The organism is Kribbella sp. NPDC002412 (assembly GCF_053592935.1).
Genome location: NZ_JBSFBL010000017.1, coordinates 47,340 through 60,246, shown reverse-complemented (window position 1 = coordinate 60,246; position 12,907 = coordinate 47,340). Strand labels below are relative to the sequence as shown.

Annotated in this window: 12 protein-coding genes; 10 read left to right on the top strand and 2 right to left on the bottom strand. The window is 70.8% G+C overall.

Annotated elements, in window-relative coordinates; genetic code table 11:
• Nucleotides 1–6 precede the first annotated feature (6 nt).
• The 9 genes from ACWCOV_RS16180 to ACWCOV_RS16140 are packed head-to-tail and all read left to right on the top strand — an operon-like array spanning nucleotide 7 to nucleotide 10,801.
• Complete coding sequence (locus ACWCOV_RS16180; protein WP_449830035.1) at nucleotides 7–558, top strand: hypothetical protein; 552 nt, start codon at nucleotides 7–9, stop codon at nucleotides 556–558.
• The gene (locus tag ACWCOV_RS16175) at nucleotides 555–1,958 is read left to right on the top strand and encodes an AAA family ATPase (protein ID WP_449830034.1); all 1,404 of its coding nucleotides are present in this window, start codon (nucleotides 555–557) and stop codon (nucleotides 1,956–1,958) included. Before ACWCOV_RS16180 ends, ACWCOV_RS16175 begins: the two co-directional genes overlap by 4 nt.
• On the top strand, nucleotides 1,955–3,283 hold the full coding sequence (locus ACWCOV_RS16170) for a hypothetical protein (protein ID WP_449830033.1): 1,329 nt from the start codon (nucleotides 1,955–1,957) through the stop codon (nucleotides 3,281–3,283). Before ACWCOV_RS16175 ends, ACWCOV_RS16170 begins: the two co-directional genes overlap by 4 nt.
• Entirely contained in the window at nucleotides 3,280–4,254 is a 975-nt protein-coding gene (locus ACWCOV_RS16165; protein ID WP_449830032.1) for a glutamate ABC transporter substrate-binding protein, read from the top strand. The genes ACWCOV_RS16170 and ACWCOV_RS16165 overlap by 4 nt, the downstream gene beginning before the upstream one ends.
• On the top strand, nucleotides 4,251–5,375 hold the full coding sequence (locus ACWCOV_RS16160) for a hypothetical protein (RefSeq protein WP_449830031.1): 1,125 nt from the start codon (nucleotides 4,251–4,253) through the stop codon (nucleotides 5,373–5,375). Before ACWCOV_RS16165 ends, ACWCOV_RS16160 begins: the two co-directional genes overlap by 4 nt.
• Nucleotides 5,372–7,750, top strand: coding sequence for a tetratricopeptide repeat protein (locus ACWCOV_RS16155; protein WP_449830030.1), 2,379 nt, complete (start codon nucleotides 5,372–5,374; stop codon nucleotides 7,748–7,750). The genes ACWCOV_RS16160 and ACWCOV_RS16155 overlap by 4 nt, the downstream gene beginning before the upstream one ends.
• A complete protein-coding gene (locus ACWCOV_RS16150; protein ID WP_449830029.1) occupies nucleotides 7,747–8,787 on the top strand; it encodes a protein phosphatase 2C domain-containing protein in 1,041 nt (346 codons plus the stop codon). Before ACWCOV_RS16155 ends, ACWCOV_RS16150 begins: the two co-directional genes overlap by 4 nt.
• A gap of 17 nt (nucleotides 8,788–8,804) precedes the next feature.
• A complete protein-coding gene (locus ACWCOV_RS16145) occupies nucleotides 8,805–10,082 on the top strand; it encodes a VWA domain-containing protein (RefSeq protein WP_449830028.1) in 1,278 nt (425 codons plus the stop codon).
• The gene (locus tag ACWCOV_RS16140; RefSeq protein WP_449830027.1) at nucleotides 10,079–10,801 is read left to right on the top strand and encodes an FHA domain-containing protein; all 723 of its coding nucleotides are present in this window, start codon (nucleotides 10,079–10,081) and stop codon (nucleotides 10,799–10,801) included. The genes ACWCOV_RS16145 and ACWCOV_RS16140 overlap by 4 nt, the downstream gene beginning before the upstream one ends.
• Here the strand turns inward: ACWCOV_RS16140 and ACWCOV_RS16135 are convergent, their stop codons facing one another.
• Both ACWCOV_RS16135 and ACWCOV_RS16130 read right to left on the bottom strand, forming a co-directional pair.
• Nucleotides 10,802–11,257, bottom strand: a complete 456-nt coding sequence (locus ACWCOV_RS16135; protein WP_449830026.1) for a hypothetical protein — start codon at nucleotides 11,255–11,257, stop codon at nucleotides 10,802–10,804.
• Nucleotides 11,258–11,304: 47 nt separating this feature from the next.
• Complete coding sequence (locus ACWCOV_RS16130; protein WP_449830025.1) at nucleotides 11,305–12,237, bottom strand: GNAT family N-acetyltransferase; 933 nt, start codon at nucleotides 12,235–12,237, stop codon at nucleotides 11,305–11,307.
• 217 nt (nucleotides 12,238–12,454) lie between these two features.
• Here ACWCOV_RS16130 and ACWCOV_RS16125 point away from each other — a divergent pair, with 217 nt between their 5' ends.
• Nucleotides 12,455–12,853, top strand: coding sequence for a ribonuclease domain-containing protein (locus ACWCOV_RS16125; RefSeq protein WP_449830024.1), 399 nt, complete (start codon nucleotides 12,455–12,457; stop codon nucleotides 12,851–12,853).
• Nucleotides 12,854–12,907 lie beyond the last annotated feature (54 nt).

The following is a 12,907-nucleotide window of genomic DNA, read 5'->3' as shown; positions in this document are numbered from 1 at the left end:
GACTGAATGGCGCTCGGTGACTTCTTTGCGCGGCTCACGGGCCGCAAGGCGGAGCCCGAGCCCACGCCTGTCCCCCGTCCGCCGACCACCGACGACCTGCTCGAGTCGCTGACCCGCGTCGAGCAGTTGGTTGCCGAGGGCGCCGTACCGGCGGTGGTCGCGTCCCGGGTCGCGCGAGTGGTCCGGACGGTGCGGGAGACGATCCCGCGGCTGGGCAACCTGGGCGGCAGCGCGCAGGCGTACTCGGTGATGGCGACCGCGACCGACTACCTGCCGGAGGCGATCGGCGGCTACCTGCGGCTGCCGCGGCACTGGGCGGACACCCGGCCGGTCGACAAGGGCAAGACGTCGCTGATGATCCTGATCGACCAGTTGGACCTCTTGGGCTCCACGATGGACAAGGTGTTCGACGCGGTGAACCGGGCCGACGCGGCGGCGCTGATCGCGCACGGCCGGTTCCTGCAGGAGAAGTTCGGCACCGGATCGACCGGCGGGGGCCTGGCCCTCGGCCCGACGGCAGGACCACTGGATCCACCACCTGGACGAGGAGGAGCATGAGCGGCGAGGGGGGCAAGTCTCTGCAGCAAGCGGTCACGGACCTGCTGGCTGTGGCTGCTCGTGCGGGGGTCGCGGAAGACAAGGCCCGCGCCGAGGCCTTGTCACTGGCCGCCGCGTTGGCCGAGTCCGCGACCGGCGCGCCGGCGGACTGGGCGAAGGCGACTCCTGGCGCGACCACGCAGGACTTCTTCGACGCGGCCGTGCGCGGCCGCCGCTGGCGTGGTGCGCCGACCGCGACGTTGGTGGAGCTGATCGCCGAAGGGTCGGCGGAGAAGGTCGCGTATGCACAGGCACTCGCGGAGGTGGCGTCGGCGGCGTGCACGCTGGGTGAGCCGACCATGCGGGTCGTGGGTAATGCTTCTGTTGCTGCGGCTGCTCAGTTGCAGGCTGCGGGAGCTCGACCGCTTCAGGTGACCGCGGAACCCCAACCGAAGGCTGTCGTCGAGACGGCCCCTGTGGAGGAGCCGCCGGCGAAGACGGTCGACGAGTTGCTCGCGGAGTTGGACGAGCTGACCGGGTTGACCTCCGTAAAGCGGGAGGTGCACCGGCAGGTCGCCGTACTGCGGGTGGAGAAGCTGCGGACCGAGGCCGGGCTGAAGAGCCCGACGATCACCCGGCACCTGGTGTTCGTCGGGAACCCGGGCACCGGCAAGACGACCGTCGCGCGGCTGGTGAGCGGGATCTACAAGGCGCTCGGGCTGCTGTCCAAGGGGCAGCTGATCGAGGTCGACCGCTCCGAGCTGGTCGCCGGGTACCTCGGCCAGACCGCGACGAAGACCGCTGACGTGGTCGCGTCCGCGGCCGGCGGGGTGCTGTTCATCGACGAGGCGTACAGCCTGACCGCGGGTGACCTCGGCGCCGACCAGTACGGCCGGGAGGCGGTCGACACGCTGGTCAAGGAGATGGAGGACCGGCGCGACGACCTGGTCGTGATCGTGGCCGGCTACCCCGAGCCGATGGCGGACTTCATCGCGGCGAACCCGGGGCTGGCCAGCCGGTTCCGGACCACGATCGGGTTCGACGACTACAGCGACGACGAGCTCACCGACATCCTCACCGGGCTCGCCGAGGGCGCCGACTACGAGCTGGTCCCGGAGGCGCTGGCGAAGTTCCGTGAGATCCTCGCCGCGACGCCGCGGGGCCGGTCGTTCGGCAACGGACGGTTCGCGCGGAACGTGCTGGAGGCCGCGATCGGCCGGCACGCCTGGCGGCTGCGCGACGTCACGGCACCTACCAGGGACCAACTGCGTCAGATCCTCGCCGAAGACCTGACCGACGAGCCTGAAGAGCCCGAACCCTCCGCCGGGACGGCGGCAGAACCCGAGCAGGTACGAGCACGGCGCGCTGGACCTCAAGGGCACCCTGCGCGCGCCGATGTCGAGCAAGGAGAAGAGGCGTGACCCAGACTCAGAGTGCGCCGCCGGCGACGTGGACGCCGCCGGCCCCGCAACCGGCCGCGCCACCGTCCCAGCAGCCCGGCGCGCAGCAGCCCACCACCCGCGGCCCGATCGCTGCCTGGTTCGAGGGCACGCCGGGCCGGATGCGCGCGTTCCTGATCCTGGCCGCGGCGATGAGCGTCGTCTTCGGCCTGGCCGCCGCGCAGGGCTTCCGGCAGTCCGAAGGCGCGCTCGACCGCGCCGAGGCCAATGCTGCCCAGCTGGTCCGGATCCAGGCGATCCACACCAACCTGGTCAGTGCGAACGCCGACGCCACGAACGCCTTCCTGGTCGGCGGTCTCGAGCCGCCGGACCAGCGTCAGCACTTCGTCGACTCGCTGGCCGAGGCGGCCCGCCTGATCGCCGAGGCCGCGACCGCGCAGCCCGCGGACCAGGACGCGCTCGGCGCGCTCAACCAGACCTTGGTCACGTACAACGGCCTGATCGAGCAGGCCCGGGCGAACAACCGCCAGGGGCTGCCGATCGGATCGCAGTACCTGAGGGACGCGAACGCCGTACTGCAGAACGACTCGCTGCCCTTGGTGAAGGCGCTGGTGCAGGCCAACGAGGAGCGGGTCGACACCGAGTTCGACGGGATCGGGTACGGCAGCATCTGGGTGCTCGTCAGCGGCCTGCTGACGCTGGTGGTCTTCGGGATCACGTTGCGCTGGCTGGCTCGTCGTACGCACCGCTACATCAACGTCCCGATCGCGGCCGGCGGCGTACTCGTCCTGCTGACCACGATCGTCGGCGGCCTCGCGCTCGCCAACGCTTCCAGCGACGCCTCCAACACCCGGACGGAAGCGTACGACCGGACGCTGGCGCTGTCCCGGGCCAGGATCGCCGCGTACGACGCGCGCTCCAACGAGAGCCTGACCCTGATCGCGCGCGGTTCCGGCGCGGCCTACGACAAGGCGTACACGGACGCGGCGGCCGTGGTCGACGACCAACTGCGGAACGTCAACGGCTCCGGCACGCTCGAGTCGCAGTGGGCCGACTACAAAGAGGTACACGTCGCGGTCCGCAAGCTCGACACGGAAGGCGACTGGGACCAGGCGGTCGACCTTGCCATCGGCAAGGCTCGCGGCACCAGCTCCGTGCGTGCCTTCGCCGCGTTCGACGAGAGCTCCGCAGCTCAGCTGAAGACGTCGAGCGAAGCGGTGCGCACCGAGTTGACCGACAGCCGCGAGGCCCTGCCGCCGATCGGCTGGCTGGGTATACCGATCGGAATCGCGGCCGCGCTGCTGGTCGCCTGGGGCATGTCGCAGCGACTGGAGGAGTACCGATGAGGAAACTGGTCGTCCCGGCCGCGGCCGCGCTCGCGCTCCTGCTCGCCGCCACCGCCTGCAGCTCCGGTGACTACGCCGCGACCGAGATCCCAGCGAAGCCGCAGCCGTCCGTGGCCCCGGCGGCACCGCCTGCCACGCAACCCCCCTGCGGCAATCCGGTCGCCTCGTACGCGCCCGAGGGCGCGATGCCACAGCCCAACGCGATGCCGGCCGGAACCTACATGGCGGAGATCCACAAGCGCGGCCGGCTGATCGCCGGTGTGTCCGCGGACAGCCTGAACCTGGGCGCGCGCAACCCGCTCAGCGGCCAGATCGAGGGGTTCGACATCGACATGGTGCGGGCCGTCGCGAAGGCCATCTTCGGCGACCCGGACAAGGTCGAGCTGCGGGTGATCTCGAGCCCGCAGCGGATCCCGGTGCTCAAGGACGGCGACGTGGACATCGTCGCGCGGAACATGACGATCAACTGCTCGCGCTGGAACGAGATCGCCTTCTCCGCCGAGTACTACCGCTCCGGCCAGAAGACACTGGTGCCGAGCGAGTCGACGGCGAAGAGCATCAAGGACCTGGCCGGCAAGCCGGTCTGCGCCCCGGCTGGCTCGACCAGCCTGGACAACCTGAAGAAGTTCAGCCCGCAGGCGATCCCGATCACGGCCGACACCGACACCGGCTGCCTGGCGCTCTTCCAGTCGGGCAAGGCCTACGCCATCACCGGTGACGACACGGTGCTGGCCGGCGACGTCGCCCAGGACCCGTACGCCCGGGTGATCGCGGAGCGGATCAGCGATGAGCCGTACGGCCTCGGCATGTCGCTGGAGCACCCGGAGTTCGTCCAGTTCGTGAACCAGGTGCTCGCACAGATGAAGACCGACGGCACCTGGATGATCTCGTACGACAAGTGGCTCGGTAAGGCCCTCGGCGACCTGTCCACGCCGCCGCCGTCCGTCTACGGCCGGGTCCCGAAGCAATGACCGTTCGCACACCGACGGCCTCGGCGCCGGCGCCGCCGGGGAAGATGGGGAGCAGCGTCCCGGCGACGGAGCTGCTCTCGTTCCTCGATGCGCTGGGCACCTGGCGGGATCGGCGGAAGGCCGAGCTGGACGAGCTGGACCAGGCCGCGCTGCACTCCCCCGACGCCGATGCGCTGAGCGCGGACGTCGTACTGAGTATGGCGGTGTGGAAGGCGGTGTCGGATCGGTACGAGCTGATCCTGGTCACCTGGGACTCCGGGCGGGTCGGGCCGGCCGAGACAGAGCGGATCTCGACCTTGATCTGGGGCGGTCTGGACACCGGCGGGGCCGGTGGGTCACTCGCCGTCTCGTTGCCCGAGGCATGCAAGTTGTCGGACGCGCTGGCGTCCAGCCTGCGCGCCAAGCTGGCGCTGGAGCCTGGTGACGCCGACCTGGCCGCCCGGCTGCGGCACCTGCGAGCGCAGGTCGAGCGGATCAGCGACCTGGTCAAGCAGGAGCCGGCGAGCGCCCGCAATGCGGCGATCGCCGAGCACCACGACCTCGACCGCCGGGTCACGGATCTTGCCGAGCGCAACAAACGCGGCGCGGACATCGGCGGCCTGATCGGTCCGCTGGAGATCGACGCCGCGCGGACCGAGCGCGACCTGATCGTCGGCGCCGCGACCCGCAAGGAACGTGCGGCCGATGTCGCGCGGGCCCGGTCGTTGCGCAGTGAGCTGGAGGCGCAAGGGACGGCGCTACGCGCACTCGCGGATAAGGCGGTTGCCAGTGTCACGCCGGCGCCGCGGCTCGCCGTACCGAACGTCACTGCGCTTGGCCCGGTGCCGAACACCCCGGCCGAGCTGGAGAAGTACCTGAGCCGGCTGGACGCCGTCCGGCGGGCGCTGGGGCAGGCGCAAGCGGCGTACGGCGCCGCACTCGAACGACGGGATGAGCTGGACGCCCGGCTGGACGCGTACCAGGTGAAGGCGTCCGTGATTGCCCCGGGCAACGAGGACTTGGCCGAGTTGTACCGGCGGGGCCGTGCGGTGATCGAGTCGGAGCCGGTCGACCTGATCCGGCTGGCCGCGCTCGTCACCGCGTACCAGGCCTACCTGGACAGCACAGGAGGGACCAGATGACCACGACCACCGCCTGCACGCAACCAGGTTGCACAGGGAAGATCCTGGACGGGTACTGCGATGTCTGCGGCTCCCCCGCAGCATCCTCCGGTACTGCGGCTCCGTCTCCGGCCGCCGGCGCATGCAACCAGCCTGGTTGCACCGGGACCTTCGTGGACGGCTACTGCGACGTCTGTGGCGCTCCCGCACCCGACGGCACCGCCAGCCCGTCTGCCGTCACCGGCGCTCCGGCCGTGGTCAGCGATGCGGCGCCGCTCAGCACCCCGTCGACGGTCTCCCGCGCGTCCAACCGGCTCGCCTCGACGCCACTCGGCTCCGCCCGCGCGGCCGCGGCCGGCTCGAAGCTGACGCGCCGCCTGGGTACGTCGTCCACCCGGCTGCGCGGCGCCCGCCTCGGCGCCGGCCTGACGCACGTGCCGTCGATCCCCGCGATCGACGCCAGCAAAGCGATCCTGGCCAACCCGATGGTTCCCGAGGACCGCCGGAACTGCCCCAGTTGCGGCAACCCGGTCGGCCGCTCCCGGGGCGACCAGCCGGGCCGCACCGACGGGTTCTGCCCGAAGTGCCGGAGCAAGTTCTCGTTCTCGCCCAAGCTGCACCCGGGCGACCTCGTCGCCGGCCAATACGAGGTGGCCGGCTGCCTGGCGCACGGTGGCTTCGGCTGGATCTACATGGCCCGGGACAAGAACGTCTCCGACCGCTGGGTGGTGCTGAAGGGCCTGCTCAACTCCGAGGACCCGGACGCCGTCGCGTCCGCGATCGCGGAGCAGCAGTTCCTGGCCCGGGTCGAGCACCCGCTGATCGTGGAGATCTACAACTTCGTCACCCACGAGGGCGCCGGCTACATCGTGATGGAGTACGTCGGCGGCACCTCGCTGAAGACGTTGCTCAAGCAGCGGATGGCGGCCAACGGCGGCCAGTACGACGCGCTGCCGATCGACCAGGCGATCGCGTACATCCTGGAGATCCTGCCGGCCTTCTCCTACCTGCACGACCTCGGCCTGGTGTACTGCGACTTCAAGCCGGACAACATCATCCAGGTCGGCGACGCGGTCAAGCTGATCGACCTCGGCGGGGTCCGGCGGATCGACGACCTGGACTCGGCGATCTACGGCACGGTCGGCTTCCAGGCTCCCGAGGTGGCCGAGGTCGGGCCGTCCGTTGCCTCCGACATCTACACGCTCGGCCGGACGCTGTGCGTGCTGGCGATGGAGTTCCGCGGCTACCAGGGCCGGTACGTCGGCTCGCTGCCGCCGGTGAACGACGTACCGCTGTTCCAGAAGTACGACTCGGTCTACCGGTTGCTCGCCAAGGCGTGTGCGAAGGACCCGGCGGACCGGTTCCAGACGGCCGACGAGTTCCGGGTGCAGCTGCTCGGCGTCCTGCGCGAGGTCGTCGCCGACCGGCAGGGCACGAAGGCGGCGCAGCACTCCGCGTCGTCGCTGCTGTTCGGCACCCCGGGCGACAAGACCGCAGGACTGGGCGACAAGGCCGCGCCCTGGCAGCAGCTGCCGTCGCTGGCGGCGGACGAGAGCGACAAGATGGCCGGCTGGCTGAAGACGGTCAGCGTGCCGGACCCGTCCAAGCGGCTCGAGCTGCTCGTCGACGCGCCGGAGTCCTCGCCACAGACGCTGCTGGAGATCGCCGAGGCTGCCCTCGAGGTGGGCGAGTACCGCTACGACATGGTCGACACCGCGGTCTCCGACCTGCTCGCCGGCGACCCGTGGGAGTGGCGCGCGGTCTGGATGGCCGGACTGGTCGCACTGGCCCGTGGCGACAACGCCGCGGCCCAGTCGGCCTTCAACGCCGTCTACGGCCAAGTGCCCGGGGAGCTGGCCCCCAAGCTCGCGCTGGCGATCGCCTGTGAGCTCAGCGGCGAGTACGACGTCGCCGAAGGCCTCTACCTCACCTGCGCCCGCACCGACGCCAACTACATCGCACCGTCCGCGTTCGGGCTGGCCGCCATCCGCACTGCCCGGAACGACCTGGACGGCGCCATCGCAGCGCTCGACCTGGTGCCGCGAACCAGCGGCGCGTACGTCCGGGCTCGTCGCCAGCGAGCCGGTCTGCTGGCAGGATCGGGTCGTGGCCTGCCCGCGCTGGCCGACGCGATGGACAGTATCGAGTCGCTGACCATCGACCCGGTCGACCGGGCCAACCTGGCCGCGGACGTGTTCCGGACCGCGCTGGCGGAGGTCCAGCAGTCCGGTCCGCAGCAGGGGCTGCGGATCGACGGCCGGGAGGCGACCGAGCCCGACCTGCGGGACGGACTCGAGGCCACCTACCGTCAACTGGCGGATCATGCGCAGAGCCGGCAGGAACGGATCGCCCTGGTCGACCAGGCCAACGAAGTTCGAGGATGGACGTTGCGATGACGAGTACGACCCAGACCGTCTGCCCCAGCTGTGGTGGCCCGGTGTCCGAGGCCGACCGCTTCTGTGAGGCCTGCGGGGCCGAGCTCAAGCCCACCGCACCCAGCACGCCGGCGCTGGACACCGACACCGAGCCGACGGTCGAGATCAACACGACCCCGGTGAGCCCGTGCCAGTCCTGTGGCGGGGTGGTCGGTGCCGACGGCTACTGCGAGACCTGCGGCACCAAGGCGGCCAAACCACGCGACCACTTCGACGAGCAGCCCACCCCGTGGGTGGCCGGGGTGTGCGACCGGGGCATCCGGCACACCCGCAACGAGGACGCCATGGCGCTGGCCGCCGACGAGGAGCCGGGCAGCCGGGCTCTGCTGGTCATCTGCGACGGCGTCAGCTCGTCACTCGACTCCGACGTCGCCAGTCTGGCGGCTGCCCGGGCCGCTCGCGACGTACTGCAGGCTGGTCACGCGCAGGGCATCGGCACCGAGTCGTCTCGCAGCGCGGCGATCGCCGCCCGGCTCAAGGCGGCTGCCGATGCGGCCAACGACGCCGTACTGGAGAACACCAGCCCAGACAGTCCGAACCCGGCGTCCTGCACGTTCGTAGCGACGGTGCTAGAGGACGGGCTGCTCGTGGCCGGCGTGGTCGGGGACAGCCGCGCGTACTGGTTCCCGGACGACGCCGAGGCGGTCGCGCTGACCGTGGACGATTCGTGGGCGGCGGAGCTCATCGCGACCGGGATCCCGCGGGCGGAGGCCGAGTCCGGGCCACACGCGCACGCGATCACCCGGTGGCTGGGCAAGGACGCCCCGGACCACACGCCCCGGACGACGACCGTCAAGGTGACCGGGCCGGGGTGGATCGTGGTCTGCTCCGACGGACTGTGGAACTACTGCTCCGAGGCGGCACCGCTGGCCGACCTCGTACGTCAGACCGCTGCGGCGCACGGTGGCGAGCCCTTGGCCACCGCGTCCGCCCTGGTCGACTGGGCCAACGCCCAGGGCGGCCAGGACAACATCACCGTCGCCTTGGCGCGGCTCTAAGAAAGGAACGTCGACAGATGGCCGACTTCACCGCCTCCGTCTACCAGAACGAGTTCCTGCCCGACGGCGGAACCGACGTGCACGCCATCATCACGGTGGACTGCAGCGGCGCCGGTGCGGCCGGGCAGTCCGGCAGCGGTGACGCGGGCGAGATCATCATCGTCGACACCTCCGGCTCGATGGGCGCCGACGGTGTCCGGGCCGCCGCGTACGCCGCGCAGACCGCGCTCGACCAGATCCTCGACGGGGTCTGGTTCGCGGTGATCTCCGGCAACGACCGGGCCCAGCTGGCGTTCCCGCCGTCGCCGGAGCCGGTGATGGTGCGGATGGACCAGTTCACCCGGCAGCAGGCCAAGGACGCGGTGTCCCGGTTCTACGCCGACGGCGGGACCGCGATGGGCACCTGGCTGCGGCTCGCGTCGCGGGTCTTCAAGACTGTGCCGTCGCTGACCCAGAAGCACGCCATCCTGCTCACCGACGGCGAGAACCAGCACGAGACGCCCCAGGTCCTGACCCAGACCATCGAGGCCGTCACGGGCGAGTTCCAGTGCGACTGCCGCGGTGTCGGCGTCGCCTGGCAGGTCGACGAGGTACGGCGGATCGCGCAGGCCCTGCTCGGCACCGTCGACATCATCCCGGCCCCGGACCAGCTGGCCGCCGAGTTCTCCAAGCTGATCCAGAACGCGATGAGCCGCGGTGTCGCCCAGGCCGACCTGCGCGTCTGGGCGCCGCAGGGCGCCGAGGTGCTGTTCGTCCGCCAGGTCGCTCCCACGGTCGAGGACCTGACCTCCCGCCGTACGGCGCTCAACCCGCTGACCGGCTCGTACCCGACCGGCTCGTGGGGTGACGAGTCGCGGGACTACCACGTGGCGATCCGGCTGGCCGCCAAGGCGATCGGGCAGGAGCAGCTCGCCGCCCGCGTCCAGCTGGCGATCGGCGACGACGTGGTCGCCCAGGGCCTGGTCAAGGCGCTGTGGTCCGCGGACGAGGGGCTGACCACCCGGATCAGCCCGGAGGTCGCGCACTACACCGGGCAGACCGAGCTGGCTGAGGCGATCCAGGAAGGCCTGGCCGCGAAGGCCGCGGGTGACACCGCGACCGCGACCACCAAACTCGGTCGCGCGGTCCAGCTGGCGGCTCAGACCGGCAACGAGGAGGCGACCACGCGGCTGCGCAAGGTCGTGGACATCGATGACCAGGAAGCGGGTACGGTGCGGCTGAAGCGGACCGTCGAGAAGGCCGACGAGATGGCCCTCGACACAGCCTCCACCAAGACCACCCGGGTGAAGAAATGACGACAGTCAGCTGTCCGAGCGGGCACCCGTCCGTCTCGACCGACTATTGCGACGTCTGCGGCCTGCCGATCGGCGCCGGGGCCACTCCGGCCGCGGCATCGGTCCCGGCGCCGGCCGTCGCGGCTCCCGCTCCGCCGGCCGCGCCGGCGACGCAGACCTGCCCCAACTGCTCGGAGTCTGCGACCGCGGACGCCTTGTTCTGCGAGAGCTGCGGCTACGACTTCACCACCGGCACCATGCCGCGCCCGGCGTCGTCCCTCGACCTGGGCACACCGGCCCCGGTCCCGCCGGCGCCGGCCGAGACCCCCGACTGGGTGGTCGAACGCTGGGTCGATCCCGACTGGTACGCCGTACAGCAGAGTGACGACCCGTGTCCGTCGCCGGGCCTGCCGGTGGTGATCCCGCTGACCGAGAAGAGCGTGCTGATCGGCCGCCCGTCCCGGAGCCGGAACATCAACCCGGAGATCGACTGCGGCGACGACACCGGCGTCAGCCGCCGCCAGGCCCAGCTGAGCACCGACGGCACCCGCTGGTGGGTCGAGGATCTGCAGTCCTCCAACGGCACGTACGTCGCCCCGGCCGCCGGACCGCTGCCCGAGGACCCGATCGTCCCCGGCCAGCGCCGCGAGCTGAACCCGGACGACCGGGTCTACGTCGGCGCCTGGACGCGCCTCGTCGTACGCAAGGCCACGCCGGAGGAGAAGGCCGGCCACGCCTGATCACTGCTCGGGCTGGACCGCCTTGGTCCAGCCCGGCATCGGCTTGAAGCACAGCCACTCGATGATCGCGGAGCCGACCACGATCGGGGTCACCCACGACCACGGCTGCCGGGGTGCGCTGACCACGAGGATCGCTGTCCACAAGGCGATCCAGCCGCCGCCGTACCCGCGCAGGACGCCGCGGTACCAGAGGCCGCCGGGCGCCTCCGCGGCGCGCTGGCCGAGGTAGACGAACAGGTACGACGCGAGCGAGATCGGCCAGAAGAACCACAGCCGGCCCCAGTCGTACGGAACCATCACGAGGGCGGTCAGGCAGACCAGCGCGATCGCCCAGTGGTAGGTCTCGCCGGCCCAGTTCAGGCCGCGGCGGCGCAGCGTGAGGACGATCGCGAGCGGACCCAGCAGCACCGCCAGGACGCCGGCCGCGACATGCAGGATCAGCGCGATGTCACGCATCGCGATCCCCTATGCCCCCTGACATGTCAGGGAGCATAGGGCTCGGATCAGCTCTCCGGGAAGGACAGGACCCGGCGGACCGCGAAGGTTCGATATCCCTGGCGTTCGAAGCTCTTCGCCATCGGCACGTTGCCGAAGTCGGTGTCCGCCGTCACCCGCTCGGCGCCCAGCTCCGCGTGGACGTGGGTGATCTCGGCAAGCAGCTCGTCGATGTACCGCTTGCCGCGGTGCTCGGGCAGCACCCCGAGGTACCCGACCGTCGGCCCGCCCGCGTTGGCCGATGGCAGCGCGAACCCGATCAGCTTTCCGTCGGCGTCGTACCCGAGCCGCCACCAACTCCGGTCGCCCGGCATCGACTTGTAGAACTCGAGCTCCGCGCGGGCCGCGCCCTCGACGCCGAGCCGGGCGATCTCCCGCGCGGTGGCCGCGTCCAGGCTGCCTTCGGCGACCCGGGCGAACACGTCCACGAACGCCTCGTCGTCGGCCGGCTCGAACCGCAGCCGCGTGGACCGTTCCGGCAGTCCGTACGACGGCTTCCACTCGTACCGCAGCCGGTCGGTGATCTCGGTCAGCCCGGCGGCCGCGGCGGCCCGGCTGCGCGAGTCGAGCCCGGCGACCACGTCCGGATCGTCCTGCCAGTCGCTGTCCAGGAAGAAGTGGTACTCCGGCGGCTCGGCGTCGGCCGGGCGCACCGCGAGCGTGTGCTCGATCAGGGCCGTCCAGACCGGGACCGGGTCGCCGTCGCCGACGTAGTACAGGCCGTCGACGCTGAACGGGTGGTCCTCGTCAGGTGCGCCCCACCAGATGGCGAGGGCTCGGATCTTGCCGTCGTCCTCGACGACCCAGGTCCAGTCGTGCCGGTAGTAGCCGGCCTCGATGTACTCGCGGTAGCGCTCGAGCGTGACGGTGTTGACGGACTTCTGCTCGATCAGAGCAAGGATGGTGTCGAGGTCTGCCTCGACGGTGGTGCGGATGTTCACGAATCCTCCAGCAGGAGGCGCGATCGTCCGCTCAGTGCGAGCTGTGCGAGCGGACCGGGCGCGCCGGGAAACAAGTCAGTGTGTTCATCGGTCGCTCCTTCCACTCCGGGAATCCTTCTCGCCGCCGCAGACACTAGGTGCTGGGCGGGGTCATAGTCCAGCGGTTATTCACAGCTGAGATGTACCGGGGCACCTCCGCCCGGGAAGCCTCCCGGACATGAGAACCCTCATCGCCGCCCTCACCCTCGCCACCGCGACCACGCTCGGCTCGACGGCGTACGCCGTACCCGCTGAGCCGACGTCCGTCAGCACTGTTGCCGCGATCCCGACCTGCGCACTGAGCTCGCTGCCGTCGCAGGCTTCCGACACGCTCGACCTCGTCCACTCCGGCGGGCCGTTCCCGTACCCGCAGGACGGGACCGTGTTCCAGAACCGGGAGGGCATCCTGCCGGACGAGGCGAGTGGCTACTACCACGAGTACACCGTGAAGACGCCCGGCTCGGACGACCGCGGGGCCCGCCGGCTGGTCGGCGGCGGCGCGAAGACCACGCCGGAGTACGTCTACTACACCGACGACCACTACTCGTCCTTCTGCGCGGTCGACGAAGACAGCTGATCCCGCAGGGTAATGTCGTGGGCACGTTGAGTAGTCACTCCCTCACGGAAGGAC